The organism is Acaryochloris marina MBIC11017, from assembly GCF_000018105.1.
GTDB classification, from domain to species: domain Bacteria; phylum Cyanobacteriota; class Cyanobacteriia; order Thermosynechococcales; family Thermosynechococcaceae; genus Acaryochloris; species Acaryochloris marina.
Genome location: NC_009925.1, coordinates 4435673 through 4460671, shown reverse-complemented (window position 1 = coordinate 4460671; position 24999 = coordinate 4435673). Strand labels below are relative to the sequence as shown.

Below are 24999 nucleotides of genomic sequence, written 5' to 3'. Positions count from 1 at the left end.
AAAGTCCCTAAAGAACGTTGGACTCCCAGGGAAATATTAAAGGGAAGGATCCGGCTGGGGCAACGATTTGTTCTCGATGATGCCTTCCGCTTGGTTGACGAGCGATCTCAACTCCGATACCGTTTCTGGATCCGCCTGCTGCCACAGCCCTCGCTGATGGGCTTCCAGCAGGCGTTCTGCCATATCCCGCAAAGCCCAGGGGTTTTTTGCTTGGATAAACTCTTGCACCTGGGGATTAAATAGGTAGGAAGTCGCTACCCCTTGATACATATGGTCGGCCACACAATGGGTGGTGGCATCATAGGCAAACAGGTAATCCACTGTCGCCGTCATTTCGAATGCCCCCTTATAGCCGTGGCGCATCACTCCAGCAATCCATTTGGGATTCACTACCCGAGACCGATAGACCCGGGCAATTTCTTCCTGGAGTTTTCGCACTTTAGGATGGCTGGGAACTGCATGATCCCCAAAGTAGAGTTCAGGATTTTGGCCCTGGATGGCCCTTACAGCTGTCGCTAAGCCCCCCTGAAACTGATAATAGTCATCGGAGTCGAGTAAATCGTGTTCGCGATTGTCTTGGTTATGGAGGACGATCTGCATTTGACTGAGACGTTGGCTAAAGGCTTCCGGGGCAAATTGCTCAGGTGCTTCGGCAGATGAATTGGAGGATTGAGCCGTATAGGCATAACTGCTCCAGTTCATATAGGCCCGAGCTAAGTCCTGATCGTCGGTCCAGTTTTGGGATTCAATCAGGCCTTGTAAGCCTGCCCCATAGGCACCGGGTTTAGAGCCAAAGATGCGGTAGCGCGATCTCACCTCTGCTACTTCAGCACTCAACCCTTCCGCCAGCCAATATTGCTGCTCTTGCTGAACTTGGGATATCAGGGGATTGCCGTGATCCGGTTCATCTAGGTTGGCCACTGCATTGACCGCTCGATCAAATAAATCAATCAAATTGGGGAAGGCATCCCGGAAGAACCCTGAAATCCGTAAGGTAACATCTACACGAGGACGGCCCAGCAGGGAGAGGGGCAATATCTCAAAATCGATCATCCGTCGCGATAGTCCTTCCCAGATGGGTTGGACGCCCAATAAGGCCAGGGCTTGAGCTATGTCATCTCCACCTGTCCGCATCGTGGCGGTGCCCCACATGGATAGCCCCAGGGTGCGGGGATACTCACCATGATCTTGGGTGTAGCGCTCTACCAAGACTTCAGCGGCTTTGCGGCCCACATCCCAGGCGCTTTCTGTGGGTAAAGCCCGAATATCGACGGAATAAAAGTTGCGCCCGGTGGGTAAAACATCCGGTCGTCCCCGAGTTGGGGCACCTGAGGCTCCACTAGGGACATACCGTCCGTCTAAGCCGTGTAGAAGATGGGTAATTTCCTGATTTGTTTGGTATAGCCGAGGGAGTAAACTGTCGCGAATCCATTTCAGTTCTGCTTGTAGCTCTTCAGGATATTGAGATAGATCAACTGGGTCTGAGGCGAGGAGCTGTTCGACGAACGCTGCTGCTTCCGTTTCAAGAACTGCGATCACATCGCCAATAATATGTAGGGCATCTGATTTTTGGCCCAAAACTTCTTTCTGTCTAGACGTGAGAGGCTGGGCCGGATCGGCGATCAAGGGATCCAGGTCTAGCTGCCAAACCTGGGCTAAGGTGCGGGTCAGGCCCTGGTGATGGGGGCTGGGTTGGCGGGCTAAAGACACGACTAAGTCCCGTAGCTGAGTCTGCTGCGGGCAAGCGCCAAAAATATGCAGCCCATCTCGAATTTGAGCTTCTTTTAGCTCACAGAGATAGCCATCGGCTTGGGTGAGTAGGACCTCTAATCCGCTTGGATCCTCTGAAGAGAGAGCAATGCCCAGCTCTTGATCGAGCTGTTCGGATTGCACAAGAGCCAAAATGCGATCGCGGATCACCGGCAACCGCCTTGGATCTAAACTTTGGGCATCATAATATTCATCAATTAAGGCTTCCAGCTTTTGCAAGGGACCATAGAGTTCGGCCCGAGTGAGGGGTGGCGTTAGGTGATCAAGGATGACTGCCTGGCCGCGACGTTTGGCCTGGGCTCCTTCCCCTGGATCATTGACGATAAAGGGATAGAGGTGGGGCAAGGGACCGAGGGCAATTTCGGGATAGCAGGTGTTGGACAAGGCAATGCTTTTCCCCGGTAGCCACTCCAGGTTGCCATGCTTGCCTACATGAATCACCGCATGGGTCTGGAATTGCTGTCGTAGCCAGATGTAGAAGGCTAAATAGCCGTGGGTGGGTTCTAAGTCTGGGGCATGGTAATTGAGGCTGGGGTCAATATCGTAGCCTCGGGCAGGCTGAATGCCGATAAAGATATTGCCAAGCTGGATCCCTGCAATGACAAAGTGGCCCTCTGGGGCAGATTGACTAGGAAGTCCCCAGCGATCGCACATCTGCTCTTGCACCCCCGAGGGCAGTTGGGTAAATACGGCCTCATAATCCGCTAAAGAAAGCTGCTGATAGACCTTTCGCAGGGGCCAGCCTTCTGGATCATTGGTCACCCCAATGGTGAGCCACTCAATCAGCTGATCGCCGTCGGTTGGCAGTCCCTCTAAGGTATAACCAGCGGTCTGCATGGCTTGCAAAATGGCAATACAGCTAGCGGGGGTATCGAGCCCTACGCCATTGGCAAGACGACCATCGCGGGTGGGATAGTTCGCCAAGATCAAGGCGATTCGTCGTTTGGATGGATGGCAATGCCTCAATTTCACCCAGTTGGCCGCCAAGGCTGCCACAAACTGGATCCGATCTGCCACGGGCTGATAGCTGACCACATCGGTTTCAAGTTGAGCATTGTAGGTCTGAACTGCCTTAAACGAGACGGCTCGACTAATAATCCGACCATCCACTTCTGGCAGGGCAACATTCATGGCCATATCCCGAGGTGCTAAACCTCGCAGTTGGGTTTGCCATCCCTCGACAGTGCCTCCACTACAAATCACCTGGAGAACCGGCACATCCAGCTGCTGCCAGAGTTCCAAGTTCAGGGTTTCAGCAGCCAGTTTTGCCAAGGAAAAGCTCGTGGTGTTCAGCAGAAGACTGATACCCGGCTGGTCTGGCGGGTTGAGCAATGCCACGAGTTCAGCCTGTACCGCTGGATCCTGGAGGGATTGCACAAAGATGGGAACGGGGGTGAGATTGTTCTGGGTTAAAGCTTGGGAGAGGGATGCGATCGCATCCACGTTACCGGCTAAATAGTGGGCTCGATAAAAGAGCAAACCCACCCTCGGCTGAGACTCCAGCCCTGGCTGGGGCAAATGAATGGGGAAAAGACCAATACGGGGGACGGGTTGAGGGGGTAAGGGGTCCAGTCCTGAGTCGAAATGATGACGGGCAATAAACTGTAATCCTTGTCCACAATTCTCAATTCCCCCTTCCGTAAAGTACTGCCAAAGCTGATGTACGGCGGATAGCCCGACATTAGAATGGCTGATCAGATCCGGATCAGGGCGATCGTCTCCCGGTAAGACATAGAGATGGGCTCCTGTCTGGGCAACCGTTTCTTTCACCCGCTCCAAACCATAGGACCAATAAGCCCGCCCTCCCAACAGCCGGATAATGATCACCTTAGCCTGGCTTAACACCGACTCCACATAATGATCGATACTGAGCTGCTGTTGGAGCTGCAATAAGTTAGCAACCCGGATAGAAGGAGCCTGATCGGGTCGACGTGCTTGCGCCTGGGCCAACACTTGAATATCCGTATCCGCTGCCGTCAGTACCACAATGGGCGCTGGAGTCTGCTCAACAAAAATCACCCCATCCGTTGAACCTGTCTCCCACCCCCCAGGCATAGCGGCCAGACGATGCATCAGCTTTCTCCTTCCATCAATGAACTGTGAATCTGATCCGTAAACATGATTACGAAGGACTCTACGCAAATATTGCGAATAATTGAAAGCCTTAAAGAAATCAGTTGAACTTCCCCAATCTAGGCTAGTTCACGATAGAAACAGATTAGTCATGGCATTAAACCGTCATGATCTTATCTCTACTCGGTAAATTTAGGTTGGTGAATGTCGATAGCCACTTAAAGTCGTTCATGCCATAGAAAAAGTATCCACGAATTTGAAGAGCCATCAGGCTTCTCCGGGGGAAGCTGGATACAAGTGCAGGAGACTGGATGATGCCTGTTTCAGCACCAGAAATATTTGAGCATACCTTGCCGCAGCACGTCTATCCGCAATTGAGCTTGTCTCTAGCAGATATGGTGCGGTCTGTTCCTGGTGTTGCCAAACTCCTCACCAGCGTGGAGGTTGGAGCGATGGTTCCGGAGACACAGCGGTTTACCGTCCTCACCTCAAAAAGCTTTAGTGCCTTGGTCTATGAAGCGGAGAAAGCTCAACTCAAGCTGACGTTTGAACCAATGGCCATTACGACATTCTTGGAGCGCCTCTACCAACATTGCCCTGCGGGGTCCCCGCTTCAACAGCGGATTACTGAAGTTCGAGAGCGTCAGTCTCGCAAAAATAATGATGCCAAGCTTCAGGGACAATTTACGCTGCTCTCCCTCGCGGCGATGTATCCAGGTCCTAGAGCAGAAGCGGTTCCCTTAGCCCCGGAGGTGACCCTCCACCCCACCGCAAATCAGGAACGTCTCAGCCATCAAATTATCTCTCAGCTGAGCCAAGGGGTAGAATTACCCGCCCTTTTGTCGATGGTGGTAGAAGAGCTCCGTCATCTGCTCCAGGCCGATCGTCTACTGATTTATCAACTGTCGCCGACTGCTCCCTCTGGTGCTGAGTCTCATCATCCGGTTTCTGCTCAATCAGGCTCCGTCGTCCATGAAGCCTTGGCCTCTTCTGAGTTGCCCTCTGTGTTATCTGATCAGGAACAGCTGTGGGGCATCGCTTCATCTGAGTCTCTGCTCAAATATCAGCAGGGCTATACCTTAGCGATCCATGATGTTCTGCAAAATGATTCCGTCTCTGAACCCTTAGCAAAGGTTCTAGACTCAATTCAAGTGAGAGCATTGCTGGTGACCCCAATCTTGGTCAAGTCTGAACTCTGGGGCCTATTAATTGCTCACCAGTGCCTTCACCCCCGCCAATGGCAGGTTCAAGAACAAGATTTACTGAAGCGAATGGCTGAACATGTTGCCATTGCCATTCATCAGGCTGCTTTGCAGGATCAAGTTCGGCAACATAAGCAAACCTTAGATAAGCAGGTAGAACAACGCACTCAAGAACTCCATGCTGCACTGCTCGCAGCACAATCTTCAAATCAGGCTAAAAGCGATTTCTTGGCAACCATGAGCCATGAATTACGCACGCCGCTCACCTGCGTGATTGGCATGTCGGCTACTTTATTGCGCTGGTCTTTAGGCCCCCTGACAGATAAGCAACGGAGCTGCCTACAAACGATTCATGACAGCGGCGAGCATTTGCTGGAGTTGATCAATGACATTCTGGATTTCTCCCATGTGCAATCCGGTAAAGCCACCCTCAACGTCAGTGATTTTTCCCTCACTACCTTAGTTCAACAGCTCTTGCAAGTTATGCGAGATAAGGCGGATGCCCATCAAGTGCAGCTCAAGGCTAATTTGAAGATTCCCCCGGAGCGAGACCGATTTATTGCTGATTTACGGCGAGTCCAGCAAATTCTAATCAGTCTGACGGATAACGCCATTAAATTTACGCCCATGGGGGGGAAGGTAACGTTGCGCGTATGGGTTGAAACCAATACCGTTGTGTTCCAGGTAGAAGACACGGGCATTGGCATTTCTTCGAGTCAACTGCCCCACCTGTTTGAAAAGTTTCAGCAATTAGATGGGTCCTATCATCGCACCTACGAAGGGGCTGGCTTAGGGCTAGCCTTAGCCCAGCAATGTGTGACCCTGCATCAAGGGTGGATTGATGTCAGTTCAGAGGAAGGACAAGGGTCAATTTTTACAGTTCAGTTACCGAATCAATCGGCTCTGTTTCAACAAGAAACCTCATCTCAACCCCTATCAGCTGGACGCATAGTGTTGATAGAAGGCCATGAAGAGGATGCGACCCTGCTGTGCGATATGTTGACAGCAGCAAACTATCAGGTGATTTGGATGGTTGAAGCGTCCGCTGCCATTGACCAAATCCGCTTGCTGCAGCCGATTGCCGTGATTGTGGATGCCCAATTGCCAGCCCAAGGCTGCCTGGGTTTAATTCGTCGCCTAAGAGCGCTACCAGGCACGGATAAGATCAAAATCATCGTCCTCACCCAGGAAGGGATTTCCAAAGATCATCAGCGGTATTTAAGCCTGGGTGCAGATGCTTACTTACTGAAGTCTCTGCAACCCGAAGATCTGTTGCGCAAAGTGAATGTGTTATTGAAGTCTGCGTCTGTGCTCTAGCTGCTCTAGAACTCCATCACCCGTTACTCTAGTTCTTTTGTGGCTTCCTCAGCATAGAGATTTGCCATCAAAGATTTTAAGCGCATCCGAGGAATATAAGGCCATCCTCCCTCGGCTTCTATTTCCCGGAGTAGCAGATGTAACGCTTGCCGATTGGTGGGTAAAGTCTTAATGAATAAGTCTTCCCGAATACGCTGATGCATTGCTTCTAGCAACCGCAGCAACTGTAGTAACTCAGCAGACTCACCTTCGGATCGCTGAGCCTGAGCATACACGATGCGCTGTATCTCGTCTAAGTAGTCACTCGATTGAGTTGTGGTTTCACCACTAGTCATGTTCTAACGTGTCATTGTACTGAATAACACTATTATCAGCCCTTGTGGCCAGGCTTGGCGAACATACCGTGAAGATGCTCTATTCCCATTCGATGGTTCCTGGAGGTTTGGAGGTGATATCGTAGGCAACTCGATTGACGCCCTTCACCTCATTGACGATACGGTTGGAAATCGTTTCCAAGAGTTCATAGGGAGCACGGGACCAGTCTGCGGTCATGCCATCTTCGCTAGAGACAAACCGCAGCACCACTGGGTAGGCATAGGTGCGTTGATCCCCCATCACCCCGACGCTACGGACGGGCAATAATACCGCGAAAGCTTGCCAAAACTCACTGTAATTTCCGGATCGATTGACTTCTTGGCGCACAATTAAATCAGCATCCCGGAGAATATTCAGACGTTCTGCTGTGACTTCCCCAATAATCCGAATGGCTAAGCCGGGTCCTGGGAATGGATGGCGGTTGACAATCTCTTCTGGCAACCCGAGGGAGCGACCGACCTTACGGACTTCGTCTTTGAAGAGCTTCCGCAAGGGTTCGACCAACTTGAACCGCAGATCTTTCGGAAGTCCACCGACGTTGTGGTGACTCTTAATCTTGACGGCCACTCGTTCCCCTGTGGCTGGGTCGACATTGGTGTCGGCAGATTCGATCACATCAGGATAGAGGGTGCCCTGGGCGAGGTAGTCGAAGGGGCCTAGCCGTCGGGATTCTTCTTCAAACACTTGGATAAACTCATGGCCAATCCGTTTGCGCTTTTCTTCTGGATCGGTGATGCCATTCAGCCGTTCTAAAAACCGATCGCGAGCCATCACATATTCCACGGGGATGTGAAACTGGTCTCGAAATAGCTTGATTAGACGCTCAGGTTCCAGCTTGCGCATAAACCCTTGGTCAATAAACATGCAGGTTAAGTTGTCGCCAATCGCCTTATGGAGAAGAAAGGCTAGGGTCGAAGAATCTACGCCGCCGGAAAGAGCCAGTAGCACCCGCTTATTCCCGACCTTGGCCCGAACTTCGCGAATGGCCTCTTCAACAAAAGCCTCTGTCGTCCAAGTCGGCTCACATTCGCAAATATGATAGACAAAGTTACAGATCAGGGCCTGTCCCCCTTGAGAGTGCACCACTTCAGGGTGGAACTGGACGCCGTAGAGCTGGCGATCATGGTGGGCAACGGCAGCTTGAGGCGTGTTGGCGGTGTGAGCTAAGACTTTAAACCCTTCCGGTAGAGCAGTCACGGAATCTCCATGACTCATCCACATGGTGGTTTGATCTTCGACGTTGGTGAGTAAATCTGTAGGGTCATCAATAATTAGGGAGGCTTTCCCATATTCGGCTGCGTCAGAGGCTTCTACCTGCCCACCCAACTGTTGCACCATCAGCTGCATGCCGTAGCAAACCCCTAACACAGGAATACCCAGGTTCCAAATCTCGGGATCACAAGCAGGAGCATGTTGGGCATAGACAGAATTAGGACCACCGGACAAGATGATGCCTTTGGGATTAAGCTGTCGTAGCTGCTCTATAGATGTGCGATAAGACAATACTTCTGAATAGACTTGGGTCTCGCGAATGCGACGAGCGATAAGTTCAGAGTACTGGGAGCCAAAATCAAGAATGACAATCATTTGCCGGTCGACAGGGGTCTGGGCAAATGTGGAGTCTTGAGGATGAGCAGAGAGAGGTTGCTGGGTCTGAGAAGGCACGGAAGGTATCCCTTTGAGTGATGAGGGGGCAGGGTTTAGATAGAAAAGTTAAACAAAAAATTAGAAAACCCTAGAACCCGAAGTATGGATAACTAGCGATGAAAGAATATACTGTGGAGGCTTTGAAAATAGGTATAAATATTTTTACAAGTTTAAGTCAATCTGGGGATTGCTGACAAAACGCTGCAGTAAATGGGTGCCGAAAGCACTGACTGCAAACAGTTGGCGGTTGCGGTTAAAGAGTGCTGAACCCACTTGGACGGTGCGATCGCAATGGGTATGGATATAAGTTTGCGATCGCACATCGATTCTTTGAGTTATGGCCCCATAGACAGTGTCCACCCAGCGATTCTGGGTTTGGTGATCGAAATTCATTAAGAATTGCAGCGCTGCTTCGGCTGTTGGACTGGCAAATAGGGATTGAATCTGGGGGGAAGGCAGTCCTAAATTAGCGGCATAGGCCGTTAAAATTTCCAAGCGTGCATCTGCTAAATGGTGGTGAGTCTGAAAAATCCCCCCCGCCAGCTTCAGCAGTTTGCCATGATACCCCAGTAATAGAACGGAAGAGACGCCTTGAAAGCCAGCTTCTACTAACAGCGGCCCCAACCAGTTGGCGGTTTTGATCTGAACTTCGGGAGGAATGCCCAAAGTACGAGCAATATCTAGACCATTCTCCCCCACACAAAACACCAGATGTTTCTGATCAATCGCTTTCTGTTGAAGCTCAAGTCGAAATTGATCTAACTGTTGAGGGGCACTCAAGGGCTGAGAGATCCCTGATGTTCCTAGTAAAGACAACCCTTCCACCACCCCAAATGCCTCATTGGAGGTGCGTTTGGCCAAGGCCCGCCCCTCGGGCAAGATCAGCGTAACCTGAATTCGGTCTCCTGGCTGGAGATGTTGCTCCAAGTTGATGTACAGAAGCTGTTGGGCATAGCTGTAGATGGCAGCTTGATCGCCTTGGTTTCGATTGATACCAACCCCCTCTCCTCCGAGTAGAACAATTGATTCAGTTTGCTCGGGTGAAGCCCATTCCACCAGGGCCCAGATCGGAGTATGACGCGTTAGGTCTAAATTATCGCCGGGATCGCTACGGGTAATCGCTAGGGCCTGACGAGGCCCTAATTTTGAGACCTGTTCAATGGGGATTTCAACAGACTGCGGAGGATTGATTAAATCCAGGGTCACCTGGGAAGGCGCAATTGAGTCGTAGAGGTGATGCAGGGCTGCGATCGCAGCAGCGCAAGCAAAAACGGGTAAAGTATAGCCAGCGCGGGGTGGAGGAGTTGGCATGAAGAAATGCCCCATTTGCCAGAGCATTCAGAACAGTAATGTTTTATCCTTTAAAACTGTGGACTTTTTGACAGGCCGGAGTCAATCAAAATCCCACGTCATTATTTTGTTATACGAGATCCCATAATCATTATGAAGCGCTTTGTCTCCCGTCTACTCAGCTTAATGCTTGTAGCCTCGATGTTCTTAACTGGTTGCTCGCTTCTCTCTCCTGAGACCCTTCTATCGGGTGACTATCAGCAAGACACCATTTACGTGATTGACAACCTCAGTAACGCGATCACCTTGCCTGATGATGATCCCAATAAAGCAGAAAATCAAGCAGCAGCCGGTGCGCTGATTAGTGAGTATGTATCTCGGTATCGTCGCAAGCCCAAATTAGCAGGGTCTGCCTCCTTTATGACCATGGCAACGGCATTAAACGGCTTAGCTGGACACTATAACTCCTATCCCAATCGTCCTCTACCTCAAAGACTCAAGGATCGTTTGGAGCAAGAGTTCAAACAAGCTAAGATTGCCCTCAAACGGGAAAATGCTGCTTAACCCCCTCTTTGAAGGAATCTGCATATGTTTGGTTTAGGTTGGTTGGAAGTTGGACTCATTGCCCTTGCGGCAGTTGTCCTGTTTGGTCCCAAGAAGTTACCTGAACTCGGTGCCTCGTTAGGGAAATCCCTGAGAGGTTTTAAAGACGAATTACAGGGTGACTCAGAAGAAGAGCCAACTGAAGATTAGATTTGCCCAGCAGCAATCCTTTCTGGGTTTAATGCAATACCCCCCTTTTCTCTACCTGAGAAAAGGGGGGTATTGCATATTGTGATGGGTTAGCGTGAGGGTGGACTTGCTGCGAGAGAGCCATAGTAGGGCAGAATTTCTTGCCAGGTGGGTTGCTGCCCAGCCTGCCATCGTTGATGGGCTAAGGAAATCATGGCTTGGCAAATGCCTTGGGGGTCAACGGTGTCGGGGTAGAGATGATGGTGAATCTTCTCAGTGGATAGAAGATGTTGCCACACCTCTAGCTCAACGTACTGGAGGGGTTTGTAGGTCGATAACGCCTGAGTAGATGCGTCCCAAGTGAAAAGACTGCCATAGACTGATCCACGCTGTCCCGGATACTCCACCGCTATCAGCTCATCCTCATGTACTTTTGATAGGCTACTTGCATAGGCATACGCTTGAGCCGTCAGGGTGGAAACACCGTAAAGAGGAATGTTGAGCTGCTGGGCCAAGGTTCGTGCTGTTACCACTCCAATACGGGTACCAGTAAAGCTGCCAGGGCCTTGAGCAACTACTAGCCACCCCAAGTCAGACCAAGAGAGGGGCGCTAGGAAGTCCTTTAAATAGTCATGAAGGTGAATGGAAATATCACGGCCTAAATCCCAGGTTTGATAACGGTTAATTTGCGCAAAGTTGGAGATCCCTAAGGTTAACGCTGAGCTAGTCGTATCGAGGCCAAGAACGTGCATTTGGAACTTCGTGATAATGATCACCTTCTCATTCTAATAAGGCAGGGGATGATGGTTGCACGACCTTGCAGTTCGCAGTAGACAGGACAATCACAATAGGACTATGGAACGCATTCTGGGCGAATATTTAGGAGAATTTAACGGATATAGCGGTTGGATTGTCTGGAATCTTTTTTTGGCCTTTATTCCCATGACGTTGAGTTTTTGGCTGTTTCGATGGCCCCATCAGTCGCGAACCCTGGTCTGGTGGATTGCGTTAGTTTCATTTATTGCCTTTTTACCCAATGCCCCCTATCTGCTAACAGACATTATTCACTTAGTGGGGGCAGCGCGCAGTACGGAATCGATTTGGATTGTCACCTTGTTTTTTATCCCCCTCCATACTTTTGCGATTTTGGCGGGGTTTGAAGCCTATGTCGTCTCTTTGATTAATCAGGGACATTACCTGAAGAAACAGGGGGCAGGTCAGTTTGTGAAGGGGGCAGAGATTCTGGTGCATATTCTCTGTGCCATTGGCATTTATCTGGGGCGGTTTATCCGCTTCAACAGCTGGGATCTGATCACCAATCCCAAAAACGTCTTGCTGGTCAGCATGAATGAACTCACTTCAAAGTTTCCGGTTGTCGTGGTTCTAATTACTGTGGTGGTGCTGATTCTGTTCTATTGGATCATGAAACAAATTACCCTGGGTCTTGTGTTGAGGGTTCAGCATGTTCGCAGAGCGAACCGAGGTTTGGCGCCAGATCAAGATCTGTATTGAACCCTGGTTGGGTCATGCCAGAATAGGGGCATGAACCCCATGTGGAGAATCAGTGATGCCTTTAGAACGTCGATTGTCTCGGGATGCATATTTGCAAAATGAGATTGTGATTCTGAAACAGCTTTGCCTAACGCCGAGCCGGATGTTTCAACCTGGGCGTTATAAGGTGAGTGAGCTGCCAGATGAAGCCTTCACTATGGGGCTAGTAGAACGGGCTCCCATTCCATCTGAAGAAAATCCCGATGATGCTGAATAAAAGGAGAGAGCATGAGGCACCCCAAAAACCTCAGGGTCGAAAGCTTAAGCGCAAGTAGAAGTAGGAACCCTAGCCAAACATAGCAACTCTAGAACGGGGACCATATTACAGTCTGAGTAATATTTGCGTGTGCTCATCAGTCGTTTGGCAGAGTCGTCCATAGCTGGACTTGGGAGTGTTCTTTTTCCTAACGGGCTAATCAGTTGAAACGATTCATTTACCCCATGCAAGATGAATCGTTTTGGGATTTAGCTGTGATTAGAAACTATGCCCTATTTATCAAGTGTTCCAGGAACGTTGGCAATGAGAAGGGGTAGTTTTTACCCAGAGTCACCACTCCTATTTTGATCCTTGAGAAGCTAGGAAGTCCCAAGAAAATAACCTTTCTCATAGATTTTGATCCGGATCTAAATCCAAGGTTAATAGCTGCGATAATAGGTGAGTTTGCCAAGGTGCAATGATAATTTCCTCCTGAGTTGGGGAATCTTGTTGTTTGAAGAGGGAGCTGGATCAATCAGGTATGCGAACCCACTATTGCAGTGAATTACGAAATGATCATGTGGGTGAACGGGTTACCCTCTGTGGCTGGGTAGATCGCCGTCGAGATCATGGTGGCGTGATTTTTTTGGACGTGCGCGATCGAACGGGTCTGATCCAAATTGTCAGTGACCCGGAACGAACCCCTGAAGCCTATCCCCAAGCAGATGCCCTCCGAAATGAGTATGTGGTTCGGATTCATGGTGAGGTCAGTCGTCGTCCGGATGATTCCCTCAATCCTCGCTTGCCCACCGGAGAAGTTGAAATCTACGCTGATCAGATTGAGCTGCTCAATGCGGTTCACCAGCAGTTGCCCTTTCAGGTCTCTACGGCTGATGTGGAATCGGTCAAAGAAGAGCTGCGCCTCAAGTATCGGTATTTGGATTTGCGACGCGATCGCATGCATCAAAACATCATGATGCGGCATCGGTTAATTCAATCGATTCGTCGCTATTTGGAAGATCAGCAGAACTTCGTAGATATTGAAACCCCCGTCTTAACTCGCTCCACCCCTGAAGGCGCACGAGACTACTTGGTACCCAGTCGAGCCAATCCGGGAGAATGGTTTGCCCTGCCTCAGTCACCTCAGATTTTTAAGCAATTGCTGATGGTGTCTGGGTTTGATCGCTATTACCAAATTGCCCGCTGTTTCCGGGATGAGGACTTACGAGCCGACCGCCAACCTGAATTTACGCAGCTGGACATGGAAATGAGCTTCATGTCCCAAGAGGAAATCATTCAGCTCAATGAAGACTTAATGCGGCATGTCTTCAAGACCCTCAAAGATATTGACTTGCCGAAGACATTCCCACAGATGACCTATGCCGAAGCCATGGAACGCTTTGGCACCGATCGTCCAGATACCCGGTTTGATCTGGAGTTAGTCAATGTTTCTGATCTGCTCGAAGATTCAGGATTCAAGGTGTTCTCAGGGGCGATTAAAAAAGGCGGACAAGTTAAAGTTCTACCTATCCCTGATGGCAATGCCAAGATTTCCAACGTTCGCATTAAACCCGGTGGTGATTTATTCTCTGAAGCCAGTGCAGGTGGGGCTAAAGGTCTTGCCTATATCCGGGTTAAAGACGATGGTGCGATTGATACGATTGGAGCCATTAAAGATAATCTATCACCAGAGCAAACAGCAGAATTGCTAGAGCGAACGGGAGCCAAGCCAGGTCATTTACTCCTGTTTGGCGCAGGTCCCACAGAAATTGTGAACGCCTCTCTCTCCCGATTACGATTGGCATTGGGCGCAGAAATGAAGCTGATTGATCCGGACCAAATCGATCTGCTATGGATTACCGAATTCCCCATGTTTGAGTGGAACGCCGATGAAAAGAGGCTTGAGGCGCTCCACCACCCCTTTACAGCGCCTTACCCTGAAGATGAAGCGGATCTAAAAACGGCCCGTGCCCAAGCCTATGACTTGGTCTATAACGGCTTAGAAATTGGCGGCGGGAGCCTGAGGATTTATCAAGCAGATTTACAACGGCGAGTGTTTGACGCCATTGGCTTATCAGAGGAAGAAGCTCAGGATAAATTTGGGTTCTTGCTGAATGCCTTTAACTTTGGTGCTCCCCCCCACGGTGGGATTGCCTATGGCATTGATCGTTTGGCGATGCTCCTCAGTGGTGAAGAATCGATTCGAGACACAATTGCATTTCCCAAAACCCAGCAGGCTCGCTGTTTGCTAACACAAGCACCTTCCAGTGTGGATCAGAAGCAGCTTAAAGAATTGCAGATCAAATCCACGGCTGAACCTAAAAATTAGTGGTCATCCTGCTGCTCCAACCGTAAAAACCATCTGTAAGGGACATCTCTTGATCCGCTTAAAATCCAAACGGCCTGGCCTGAATTGAACCCTACTCTTTCTCAGCAAGTCTAAGCCTAGGTGAAACTCACTTAGGTGAGAGACTCAAGTCACCCAATTGTCAAAAGATGCAGAGGAGTCGCTGATATGAGGAGATTTGAACAGGCCATTGGGTGTGGCGTTTGTGTGATGGCGTCATCCATTCTATTGTGTGTCGGATGCCAGGCCAGTTCTATAACTCCCCCAAACTCAAAGATCCATTCTGCCAAAAGCCTGACGGAACGGGTTAGGCATGAAGGCATCCAGCGAACCTATCATATTTACTTACCTGAAGGGTTTAACCGACAGAAGTCACTGCCATTGGTATTGGCCCTGCATGGAGGAGGTGGAACAGGACGCCAGTTTGATCAAGCGCTTTCTCAAGGCCAGTTCAAGACCATTGCTAACCAGCGAGGCGTCATTTTGGTTTTCCCAGATGGTATGAACCGCCAATGGAGTGATGGGCGAACGCAGCATTTGAAGCGCAATAAATCCCACGATGATGTTGGCTTTATTTCTAAAGTCATTGACCGCATGATAGATGACTATGGCGTTGACGCCCAACGGGTCTACGTTACCGGTATTTCTAATGGTGGGTTTATGTCAGTACGCTTGGCGTTAGATCTATCGGACAAAATCACTGCGATCGCACCTGTAACTGCACAACTTCCCCTCGCCCTGCAGCATAAGACTTCTAATCAGCCGATTTCAGTCATGATCATCAACGGAACCGAGGATCCGATTGTGCCTTATCAGGGTGGGCATGTTCGTCTGTTTAAGTTTGGCCGCAGTCGCGGTGAAATACTCTCCACAGCCAACACCATTGAACATTTTCGTCTTCGCAACAACTGTCACGCTAAGTCCAAGAAAACATTACTTCCAAATAAGGATCCTAACGATAATACAAGGGTTGAGATGGAACAATATACGGGGTGTGCTGATCAGACTGAGGTGACTCTTGTAAAAGTTATTGGTGGGGGGCACACTTGGCCTGGTGGTGCGCAGTACCTGAGACCCAAATTGATTGGCAGGGTGTCGAAGGATATCAATGCGAGTGCCATGATTATTGACTTTTTCCTCAAACATTCGCGGTAAGTAAGAACGAGCGAAAATTCACGCTTAAGCGATTGCTGCTGCTGATGATCAAACTATTTTTCTGGTTAATGATGGCTTTTGGCTGGACGGATCAGCATACGCCTAAAGTTAGAGGAAAAGGATTACGTGCAGTAGTATAGTCTGGGCTGGTCGAAAATCACTTCATAATCTATGAAAGGACACTTTCCATTACTCATCGACTTCTATGACTTCGCTGGGAAACATCAGAGTGTCTTTGTACTGAAGTCCAAAAAGTACTTTATACGCCTGAATCGACAAGTACGATACCAACACTGGAGATTTGGGTGAATTATAAGAAGTATCCCATTCCGGCAAGCTATCGAACGACTTAAAGCGGAACTGGAGCTAAGTAGCCTATTAGATGTAGACTCACAGATTGAAGATACAAACACGGTCACAGGGAATTTCTAGGACTACGGTATTTTCGATATTGAAAGACTCTTCCAAAGGATTTCTCTCGACCTCAATGGGTATCAGACATTTGATGTGACCTAAACACTATATCTAGCGGCTACCACGCTAATTCCCGGAGAGCCAATATTGACTACAATTTTGCTTGAGCATCTATTTTATTCCTGTAACTATTTTTACTTATTCTCAGAAAGTTGCCTTTCAGATTGACCTATCATTGTGGCCAATGGCAAAATCTATAAACTCGATGCTCAATCTCAGTTTATGGGCTAGAAATCTGACCTATTTTGGACAGTAGATGAGCTGATATTTATGGTAGCCGTTTTAATCGGCTTTTTTGAAACTACACATAGTAGTCGGCAGCCCCTGACCTCCGGCAACCGTTAGTTTACGGGCGGGCAGTATATCGCACTTCGATATACTTCTAAATAACCTAATATCTATCCACACTTATCCCTTGAGATTAGGTCCCTATACGTGAAAAACTATAGAGTTTATTGCTATTTTGTTAACAAAGAAATCCCGCTCTTCATTCCTTAATAGTGGGATTTCAAGCTCATAGATGAGAAGGTTCACAGACTTAGGGGGAGAGAAAATAGCATGTCTTCAGCAGAAGAGAGTTTTATTAGTGAGCAGCCTAAAATATCATTTATTTTCTTCATAAAACTCACCAAGACTGTTATTCTCGCATTTTTCCTAAATTTTGATAGATAATCATCGCCGCATCTCATTCAAGTCAAGGGGGGAAACTATGCATTTGGTCTAAAAAAAATTTAGCGATTACATTTGTGCTTTATTGATGACAAGAAGCAGCATATATTATGCTTGTCTCAACAGGTGATATTGCAGAATAGGATTGATAAACTCATGGCTAAAAAGCAAAAACAAGGTAAGACGCCTTTAAGCGGACAAGCCTTAGTTGAGAAGGTCAAACAACTTGAAGACCTAAGTCGTGAAGAAAAGGCGAAAGAATGCGGTTACTTTACCCTAAATGAGGATGGGTCAGAACGCATTAGCATGATGAAATTTCTCAATGCGTTGATTGATGCTGAAGGCGTAGAATTAGATGGCAAAAGCCAAAATGGCAATGGTCGGGGTGGTCGCAATGCTAGTTACCGAATCAGCGTTCAATCTAATGGAAATTTGCTGATTGGGTCTACCTATACCAAGCAGATGGAGTTGGCTCCTGGCGACGAGTTTGAAATTTCCCTTGGACGAAAGCATATCCATTTAAAACAGATTACCGATGATGAAGACTAGGACGCAATTGCCCCAATCTATGTCAGAGGCACAACAATTAGATTTATAATTACTTTCCAAGACTGCTCCAGCACCATTGATGTGCGCTTAGCTACTTATCAATATCAATGCGTCTTTTAGTTTGAGAGCGACAGCTACTTCGGAGACGCTGGTAGGATAATGGGATTAATTAAGCCAATAGCCCAATGGTGCTCAAGCAAAATCGATATTGGAAATGGTTGTCACAAGGAGTAACCTATGCACTCCTTGGGGTCATTGCCTTGGCTATGTTATTGCCTTTATTATGGCTGGTTAGTACAGCCTTCAAAGGCCAGGAAGACAATATTTTCCCCGTCGCGGCGTCGAAAGACTTGTCTTTATCTCCCCTGGAGAATATTGTTTTCTTCTTAAAGCAGTTATTTCCTATCCATCCCACTGGGCACAATTTTGTCTCTGTTTGGCAACAACAGCCTTTTGGGCAGTATTTTCTCAACAGTCTATTCGTTTCATCTCTCACTGTAACCCTCAACGTTTTGTTCAGTTCTCTAGCTGCTTATCCTCTGGCTAGACTGAACTTTAAGGGTAAGGATTTTATTTTTGCGGTCGTTGTCTCCACAATTATGATTCCTTTCCAAATTGTGATGATCCCGCTTTACGTCTTAGTGGTTGAGTTAGGGCTCAAAAATACCTATCTGGGCGTGATTTTTCCTGCGATCGCATCTGCGTTTGGTATCTTTCTACTCCGACAGGCTTTCCAAGGGGTTCCCAAAGAACTAGAAGAAGCTGCACGCATCGACGGCTGTACAGATCTAGGGATTTGGTGGCATATTATGTTGCCATCGGTTAGACCCGCCCTAGTTACCCTGGCAATATTCGTTTTCATTGGCTCTTGGGGAGAATTTTTATGGCCCCTCATCATTCTGGATCAGCCCGAGTATTACACCCTCCCCCTCGCAGTGTCCAATCTGTTTAGTGCCTTTGGACTCAATTGGCGTTTAATTGCCGCAGGTTCAGTGATTTCCATCGCTCCAGTCTTACTATTTTTCTTGATTATGCAACGGTATATTGTTCCTTCTGAAGCTGGGAGCGGATTAAAAGGGTAGTGCCCCCCATGCCTCTCCTATCCTTCTATTTCTCTAGAAATCTTCACAAGATCTACAGTTCCTGTTCCCTCTGAGCATGCTTTCATAACAAATGAAGATATTCTTTGAAGGATCAATGCAGATGAACCTCTCTCTCCTTCAGTCCAGCCTCAATTTGCTCAACCACAACCTCTGGATTGCTCAACAATTTGAAGATAATCTCGGTTCTTCTTTCCAATCTACCTGGGATAACTTTATCCAATCGGGACAGGTATGGGCCCTGATCATCGGTTTTATTGTTGGCTATGTGTTCCGCAGCATTACATCCTATTAGCAGCGACTGAATCTCTATTATTTCGGACCTGATATATTGACATCTTCTCCCGTACCTCCTACAAACAGCTCTGACTCTTCTGACTCCAAAGTTTGGAGTCAAAGATTTGAATCTGCCTTAAATCCTGTGATTGCTGCTTTTAATGCCAGCATTCATTTCGACATCGCCTTGATTGAATATGATCTAACGGGTTCACAAGCTCATGTGCAGATGTTGGCCCACAGTGGCATTATTTCTCAAGCAGAAGCCGATGCCATTGATCAAGGGCTAGAGGCCATTCGGCAAGAATATCGCCAAGGTCAATTTCAGCCTGGCATTGAAGCGGAAGACATCCATTTTGCCGTCGAAAACCGCTTAATTGAACTGATCGGCGACACAGGCAAAAAACTGCATACGGGGCGTTCGCGGAATGACCAAGTAGGTACCGATCTTCGTCTCTATCTACATGATCAAATTCTGCAAGTTCAAACACTGATTCGGAACTGGCAACAAGCACTCGTCATCTTAGCCAGCGATCATGTACAGACACTTATTCCTGGATATACCCATTTACAGCGGGCTCAGCCGATCAGCTTAGCCCATCACCTGTTGGCCTACTTTGAAATGGCTGAACGAGACTGGCAGCGTCTGAGGGAAATTGATCGGCGCGTCAATGTTTCTCCTCTAGGTTTAGGAGCCTTAGCCGGAACGCCTTTCCCTATCGACCGCCAATACACCGCCGACAAGCTAGGGTTTGCCGATCTGTATCGCAATAGTTTGGATGGCGTCAGCGATCGCGATTTTGCGATTGAGTTTCTCTGTGCAGCCAGTCTAATCATGGTGCATCTCAGCCGCTTTTCAGAAGAAGTCATCCTTTGGGCCTCGGAAGAGTTTGGATTCATCAAACTGAAGGATAGCTGTGCGACAGGCTCCAGCATCATGCCCCAAAAGAAAAATCCTGATGTTCCCGAATTGGTACGGGGCAAATCAGGGCGGGTTTTTGGGCATTTGCAAAGCTTACTGGTTGTAATGAAAGGGTTGCCCTTAGCCTATAACAAGGATCTACAAGAAGATAAAGAAGCCATTTTTGATGGTGTGACAACGATTAAGGCTTGTTTAGAGGCCATGACTATTTTGGTGGCAGAGGGCTTAGAATTCCAAACCCCACGTCTTGAATCTGCAGTGGGCGAAGATTTTTCCAATGCCACGGATGTCGCAGACTATTTATCCAAGCAAGGAGTGCCCTTTCGGGAAGCCTACAATATCGTTGGTGCTGTGGTGAAAACATGTCTCTCCCAAAACAAGCTACTCAAAGACTTAACGCTAGAGGAATGGCAGCAGTTTCATCCCCAGTTCGCTGACGATATCTATTCAGCCATTTCACCCCGACAAGTCGTTGCCGTCCGCAATAGCTTTGGTGGAACAGGATTCACTCAAGTGCAAAACGCACTAGAACAGGCCAAAACTCTTCTATCACAATCAAAGTAGGCCCTTATCACAGGGCAAAATTGAGTAGCAGCGTTCAAAGCTCTCTCTTTAGCGCACATCAAAAGGGGTAGACCCTTTCCAAGGAATGCGCTTAACCGCTGTTAAGGCATCAGTGACGGCTGTTGTAATATCACCCTGATGCTCCCGTTGAGCACGTTCATACTGGAGCGCCACTCCTTCTTGACTAGACGCATAAAGGGGAGGCAAGTGATTGAGGGCATGGGCGGCCACCTCAATACGGTTAATCCGTTGAGCCTCCTCTAAGGACCAAGCACAAGTTTGCTGATCGATTTCTTCGTCAACCAGAATTTCCATAATGTTTTTGTAGCTATTGGCTATGTCATAGCTGGGTACCATAGCAACTCAAAGGGTAAAGGACAACAAGTTTGTGCACTTAATCTAGGAATATCAAGTTTTAGGCATGTTCGCTTCCGCAAAAATGCGTAAAATCAACGCAGTACTATACTATTCTCCATCACAATGAGGCCCTCAACGTGATGATACTGCGCGGATTCTATATCCATGTCCTCTAATATTGTTGAAATTCTGTCAGCTCAAGACCTACGCCGGACGATCACACGGTTAGCGTCAGAAGTGATTGAACGAGTCGGCACCCTAGATCAGCTGGTACTGTTAGGCATCCCGACACGGGGCGTTCCTCTAGCCTATGCCTTAGCCCAGCAGATAGAGTTATTAGAGCAGATCAAAGTCCCGGTGGGTAGCCTAGACATTACGTTTTACCGCGATGATTTAGACCGAATTACCGTCAGGACACCTGGAAAAACTGACTTACCGACGGATCTCTCCCAGAAAACTGTTCTCCTGGTTGATGATGTCATTTACAGTGGTCGCACGATACGAGCCGCCCTCAATGCCGTCCATGATTATGGGCGGCCAACGCTGACTCAATTACTGGTCCTGATCGACCGGGGCCATCGAGAGCTGCCGATTCACCCTGACTTTACGGGCAAGGCATTGCCAACGGCACGGGAAGAACTGGTCAACGTCTATCTTGATGCGACCGATCAGCGGGATGGAGTGGAATTAGTCACCCGAGATCATTAGCAACCAAGCATTGAACGCCTCTCAGCATGGGTTCTACAGAAACTTAAGCACTTGAGTTCGGGAACCCGTACAGTCAAAAGATTGAATTTGGTCAATTACCTCAGATAGATTAGCACTCGGGAGTCGAGAGTGCTAAATCCCAGTAACCACTATCTAGTTTGGAGGAGCCGGTATGGCAGCTATTTCCTTAAGCGTCTCTACAGTCAAGCCTTTAGGTGATCGCGTATTCGTCAAAGTCAGTGCTGCAGAAGAGCAAACTGCAGGTGGCATTATTTTGCCCGATGCGGCCAAAGAGAAGCCTCAGGTGGGTGAAATTACTGCTGTTGGCCCAGGTAAGCGGGGCGACGATGGATCTCGCCAAGCCTTAGATGTCAAAGAAGGCGACAAAGTTCTGTATTCCAAGTACGCCGGTACAGATGTCAAGCTCGGCGGTGAAGAGTATGTACTGCTTTCTGAAAAAGATATTTTGGCGATCGTCAACTAGACAAGCGTAATATCATCCTTCGATTCGTTCTGCCCATTCAACTGGGCAATTTTATTTTGTCTAACTTCGCTGTTACTCCTTTAAGTTTGAGGTTGAGCTTCCATGGCTAAACGCATTATTTATAACGAGAATGCTCGTCGCGCCCTTGAGAAAGGGATGGATATTCTATGTGAATCTGTTGCGGTGACATTAGGCCCTAAAGGTCGCAATGTTGTTCTAGAAAAGAAATTTGGTGCCCCTCAGATTGTCAATGATGGTGTCACCATTGCTAAGGAAATTGAACTAGAAGACAACATTGAGAACACAGGGGTTGCCCTGATTCGTCAAGCGGCTTCCAAAACGAATGATGCCGCAGGAGATGGCACCACAACAGCTACCGTCCTTGCCCATGCCATGGTCAAAGAAGGGATGCGCAACGTAGTTGCGGGTGCGAATGCAATTTCCCTCAAGCGTGGCATTGAGAAAGCTGCTGGCTTTCTTGTAGAGAAAATCGCTGAGAATGCTCGCTCTGTTGAAGATTCCACCGCCATTGCTCAAGTGGGAACGATTTCTGCAGGTAATGACGATGAAGTCGGCCAAATGATTGCCAATGCGATGGATAAGGTTGGCAAAGAAGGCGTTATTTCCCTTGAAGAAGGCAAGTCCATGACCACCGAATTGGAGGTCACTGAAGGGATGCGCTTTGAGAAAGGCTATATTTCTCCTTATTTCGCGACTGACACAGAGCGGATGGAAGCTGTGCTAGACGAGCCCTACATCCTACTGACCGACAAGAAAATTACCCTCGTGCAAGATTTAGTGCCTGTACTCGAGCAGGCTGCACGGGCAGGTAAGCCCTTGTTGGTGATTGCTGAGGATATTGAGAAAGAAGCCTTAGCCACCCTCGTCGTCAACCGTTTACGGGGTGTGTTGAATGTAGCTGCCGTGAAAGCACCTGGCTTCGGCGATCGTCGTAAAGCCATGCTGGAAGATATTGCAGTCTTGACTGGTGGTCAGGTGATTACTGAAGATGCAGGTCTCAAACTAGAGACTGCCAAGCTAGAAATGATGGGACAAGCTCGTCGCATCACCATCACGAAAGACACCACTACCCTTGTTGCCGAAGGCAATGAGGCCGACGTCCAAGCTCGCTGCGAGCAAATTCGTCGTCAAATGGATGAGACCGAGTCTTCCTACGATAAAGAGAAGTTGCAAGAGCGCTTGGCTAAATTGGCCGGTGGTGTTGCGGTGATCAAAGTCGGTGCTGCCACTGAAACTGAGATGAAGGATCGAAAGCTCCGCCTAGAAGATGCCATCAACTCCACTAAAGCGGCTGTTGAAGAAGGGATTGTTCCCGGTGGTGGAACCACCTTGGCTCATCTTGGTCCTCAACTTGCAAGTTGGGCTGCGGATAACTTAACTGGCGAAGAGCTGATTGGTGCCACTATCGTTGAACGGGCCTTAACTGCACCTCTAAAGCGCATTGCTGAGAATGCTGGCCAAAATGGTGCCGTTATCGCTGAACGCGTTCGTGAAAAAGAGTTCAATGTCGGTTTTGATGCGTCAGTGAATGAGTTCACGGATATGTTTGCCGCTGGCATTGTCGATCCTGCAAAGGTGACTCGTTCTGCGCTGCAAAATGCCGCTTCTATTGCTGGTATGGTCCTCACCACTGAGTGCATTATTTCTGATAAGCCTGAGCCGAAGGAAAATGCTCCTACCGGTGCTGGCATGGGTGGAGACTTCGATTACTAGAGTCCCAAGCCTAATTGATTAGACCCAGAGGGCGGTGTTTACCGCCCTCTTTTTTGTTCTTGCCTCAGATTCAGTTATTGGAAATAAAAGGCCACAAAAATGTGAAACCCAAGCATGACGGAAAACATACTGACCAAGATAATGTGGGTTGATAACCAAATCGCACGCAGTTTGCGAATGAGAGGCCCTTTCGAAACCTTGGGGAACCGTTTCGCTAAACCCTGCCAGCTTTGAGGCACCAACCCAAAGTATTTCTGGGAAGATTCTAAAATGCCCGTTTCTGCAACCACGCCCATTAGGGCTGATAGGGCGACGCCAAAGAACACCCAGAGAAAGAGAGCATTAAAGTTATCGCCAACCGCACCACCGGTATGGAGCAAAACGGTGGCCACTAAAGCGACACCGACAAAAATATGCAAGCTGCGCCACAACAAAATAGAACCCGGCACTGCAATTTTCCACCGGCGCCCTCGTTTACGCAGTGCGAGGGCCAGTTCAAAAAAGACAAGGGCCAGAACGACAAACCCCGTAATCAACTTGTACAGATCCGTTTGTAGAACGATCAAGGCATTGAAGTTGCGATCGCGCAGCAACGGAATATAAACCCCACTTAATGCAAAGGGGGTCAAAATAGCTGCGACCACTAACGTCAGAATAATAAGAGTTGAAAACCTAGGCTTCATAGCTTAACTAGGGTGATAGGACTTTGGAGCATCGGTTCACCCCCTCGAAGTCGGACAAAATGCTCTATAGGGATCGACTGGTGGCGCGATCCCTTTCCCCCATAGAGCATCACTTACCTTTGGGTAGTGCTATTGCGACCTAAGCACCTTCCAAAGGAATATTGATCATGATGCCGCCCATCACATCATCCATTTTGAAGACCTTATCGGGATAGCGTTCTTTGTGTACAGGGTGGGTGTTATGACAAGTAATACAGGCTTCTGCTACTGCCTTATCGGGATAGAGGGCCGAAAAATACTTCTTACCTCCTACTTCCTGGTACTCCTTGAAAGGTTCACCCGTTTTCTCAACCTGTTGGATGGCTTTTTTCTCAAAATCATTTTTAGGACCTTGAGCGTCGTTAATGTACCAAGTTGAGATCAGGTTATAGGTAAAAGCCGTGTCTGCTTCGGAGGCAATCTCAGATCCGAGCCGAAACATTTGAGCAGGCAAAGGAATACCATCATTGCTTTCCCAGCCTTCGGTGGCTTCAATGGCCAGCACACCATCTTTCTTGGGCTTACCCTCTAGTTTTTTGGCTCGGTTAACCACATGCTTGGTATAGGCCGTTCGATCGGAAGCTAAAGCAGTATGGATATAATCAGCCACTAATTCGGGTTTTACCCCCCCAGTAGCCTGGGATTCGGCACCCCCACTACAGGCCACAGCGGTGAAACAAATGGCTGCAGCTAGGGCAAAAAAGCCGAGGGTTCTGGAACGCAACGTTCTAAACCAATTTCGTGTCAAAGTCATCTTGTGTCTCCTCTCAATGAGATGCATCTGA

22 protein-coding genes are annotated in these 24999 nt (G+C 48.5%); 14 read left to right on the top strand and 8 right to left on the bottom strand.

Going from position 1 to position 24999, the window contains the following annotated elements:
• Window positions 1–36 precede the first annotated feature (36 nt).
• Window positions 37–3843 carry a cobaltochelatase subunit CobN gene (cobN, locus tag AM1_RS20070; RefSeq protein ID WP_012164730.1) on the bottom strand — a complete coding sequence of 1269 codons (3807 nt, stop codon included), beginning with the start codon at window positions 3841–3843 and terminating at the stop codon, window positions 37–39.
• A gap of 311 nt (window positions 3844–4154) precedes the next feature.
• Between cobN and AM1_RS20065 the strand changes: the two genes are divergently transcribed.
• Entirely contained in the window at window positions 4155–6362 is a 2208-nt protein-coding gene (locus tag AM1_RS20065) for a hybrid sensor histidine kinase/response regulator (RefSeq protein ID WP_012164729.1), read from the top strand.
• Between the two features lie 23 nt (window positions 6363–6385).
• Here the strand turns inward: AM1_RS20065 and AM1_RS20060 are convergent, their stop codons facing one another.
• From AM1_RS20060 to cbiD, 3 genes are all read right to left on the bottom strand, one after another.
• Window positions 6386–6697 carry a hypothetical protein gene (locus AM1_RS20060; RefSeq protein ID WP_012164728.1) on the bottom strand — a complete coding sequence of 104 codons (312 nt, stop codon included), beginning with the start codon at window positions 6695–6697 and terminating at the stop codon, window positions 6386–6388.
• A 79-nt stretch (window positions 6698–6776) separates the two neighbouring features.
• A complete protein-coding gene (gene guaA, locus AM1_RS20055) occupies window positions 6777–8402 on the bottom strand; it encodes a glutamine-hydrolyzing GMP synthase (protein WP_012164727.1) in 1626 nt (541 codons plus the stop codon).
• Between the two features lie 144 nt (window positions 8403–8546).
• Entirely contained in the window at window positions 8547–9695 is a 1149-nt protein-coding gene (gene cbiD / locus AM1_RS20050; protein ID WP_012164726.1) for a cobalt-precorrin-5B (C(1))-methyltransferase CbiD, read from the bottom strand.
• Window positions 9696–9827: 132 nt separating this feature from the next.
• On the opposite strand from cbiD, the gene psb27 reads away from it, so the two are divergent.
• Together psb27 and AM1_RS20040 are read left to right on the top strand one after the other, a co-directional pair.
• Window positions 9828–10238 carry a photosystem II protein Psb27 gene (psb27, locus tag AM1_RS20045; RefSeq protein WP_012164725.1) on the top strand — a complete coding sequence of 137 codons (411 nt, stop codon included), beginning with the start codon at window positions 9828–9830 and terminating at the stop codon, window positions 10236–10238.
• 24 nt (window positions 10239–10262) lie between these two features.
• A complete protein-coding gene (locus tag AM1_RS20040; RefSeq protein ID WP_012164724.1) occupies window positions 10263–10427 on the top strand; it encodes a Sec-independent protein translocase subunit TatA/TatB in 165 nt (54 codons plus the stop codon).
• Between the two features lie 89 nt (window positions 10428–10516).
• Here AM1_RS20040 and tsaB read toward each other — a convergent pair whose 3' ends face one another.
• The gene (tsaB, locus tag AM1_RS20035) at window positions 10517–11158 is read right to left on the bottom strand and encodes a tRNA (adenosine(37)-N6)-threonylcarbamoyltransferase complex dimerization subunit type 1 TsaB (RefSeq protein ID WP_041660038.1); all 642 of its coding nucleotides are present in this window, start codon (window positions 11156–11158) and stop codon (window positions 10517–10519) included.
• 103 nt (window positions 11159–11261) lie between these two features.
• On the opposite strand from tsaB, the gene AM1_RS20030 reads away from it, so the two are divergent.
• The 8 genes from AM1_RS20030 (at window position 11262) to argH (ending at window position 20209) form a co-directional block, all read left to right on the top strand.
• Window positions 11262–11918: a DUF1361 domain-containing protein gene (locus AM1_RS20030; RefSeq protein ID WP_012164722.1), complete on the top strand. Its 657-nt coding sequence runs from the start codon at window positions 11262–11264 to the stop codon at window positions 11916–11918.
• A gap of 55 nt (window positions 11919–11973) precedes the next feature.
• Window positions 11974–12174 (top strand): hypothetical protein, encoded by a 201-nt coding sequence (locus tag AM1_RS20025; protein ID WP_012164721.1) that lies wholly within the window; start codon window positions 11974–11976, stop codon window positions 12172–12174.
• A gap of 520 nt (window positions 12175–12694) precedes the next feature.
• Complete coding sequence (aspS, locus tag AM1_RS20020) at window positions 12695–14482, top strand: aspartate--tRNA ligase (protein WP_012164720.1); 1788 nt, start codon at window positions 12695–12697, stop codon at window positions 14480–14482.
• A 186-nt stretch (window positions 14483–14668) separates the two neighbouring features.
• Window positions 14669–15655: an extracellular catalytic domain type 1 short-chain-length polyhydroxyalkanoate depolymerase gene (locus AM1_RS20015; protein ID WP_012164719.1), complete on the top strand. Its 987-nt coding sequence runs from the start codon at window positions 14669–14671 to the stop codon at window positions 15653–15655.
• A 1299-nt stretch (window positions 15656–16954) separates the two neighbouring features.
• Window positions 16955–17347: an AbrB family transcriptional regulator gene (locus AM1_RS20010; protein ID WP_010475670.1), complete on the top strand. Its 393-nt coding sequence runs from the start codon at window positions 16955–16957 to the stop codon at window positions 17345–17347.
• Window positions 17348–17532: 185 nt separating this feature from the next.
• On the top strand, window positions 17533–18429 hold the full coding sequence (locus tag AM1_RS20005) for a carbohydrate ABC transporter permease (RefSeq protein ID WP_012164717.1): 897 nt from the start codon (window positions 17533–17535) through the stop codon (window positions 18427–18429).
• 121 nt (window positions 18430–18550) lie between these two features.
• Window positions 18551–18742 (top strand): hypothetical protein, encoded by a 192-nt coding sequence (locus AM1_RS20000; RefSeq protein ID WP_236619003.1) that lies wholly within the window; start codon window positions 18551–18553, stop codon window positions 18740–18742.
• 36 nt (window positions 18743–18778) lie between these two features.
• Window positions 18779–20209: an argininosuccinate lyase gene (argH, locus tag AM1_RS19995; protein ID WP_012164716.1), complete on the top strand. Its 1431-nt coding sequence runs from the start codon at window positions 18779–18781 to the stop codon at window positions 20207–20209.
• A gap of 48 nt (window positions 20210–20257) precedes the next feature.
• On the opposite strand, the gene AM1_RS19990 is transcribed toward argH, so the two are convergent.
• Window positions 20258–20566 (bottom strand): late competence development ComFB family protein, encoded by a 309-nt coding sequence (locus AM1_RS19990; RefSeq protein WP_012164715.1) that lies wholly within the window; start codon window positions 20564–20566, stop codon window positions 20258–20260.
• A gap of 165 nt (window positions 20567–20731) precedes the next feature.
• On the opposite strand from AM1_RS19990, the gene pyrR reads away from it, so the two are divergent.
• From pyrR to groL, 3 genes are all read left to right on the top strand, one after another.
• Window positions 20732–21274: a bifunctional pyr operon transcriptional regulator/uracil phosphoribosyltransferase PyrR gene (pyrR, locus tag AM1_RS19985; RefSeq protein WP_012164714.1), complete on the top strand. Its 543-nt coding sequence runs from the start codon at window positions 20732–20734 to the stop codon at window positions 21272–21274.
• A 172-nt stretch (window positions 21275–21446) separates the two neighbouring features.
• Entirely contained in the window at window positions 21447–21758 is a 312-nt protein-coding gene (groES, locus tag AM1_RS19980) for a co-chaperone GroES (RefSeq protein WP_010475295.1), read from the top strand.
• A gap of 102 nt (window positions 21759–21860) precedes the next feature.
• Entirely contained in the window at window positions 21861–23492 is a 1632-nt protein-coding gene (gene groL / locus AM1_RS19975) for a chaperonin GroEL (RefSeq protein WP_012164713.1), read from the top strand.
• A gap of 74 nt (window positions 23493–23566) precedes the next feature.
• Here groL and AM1_RS19970 read toward each other — a convergent pair whose 3' ends face one another.
• Together AM1_RS19970 and AM1_RS19965 are read right to left on the bottom strand one after the other, a co-directional pair.
• Entirely contained in the window at window positions 23567–24175 is a 609-nt protein-coding gene (locus AM1_RS19970; RefSeq protein WP_041660036.1) for a hypothetical protein, read from the bottom strand.
• A gap of 139 nt (window positions 24176–24314) precedes the next feature.
• Window positions 24315–24968 (bottom strand): Tll0287-like domain-containing protein, encoded by a 654-nt coding sequence (locus AM1_RS19965; protein WP_041660035.1) that lies wholly within the window; start codon window positions 24966–24968, stop codon window positions 24315–24317.
• Window positions 24969–24999 lie beyond the last annotated feature (31 nt).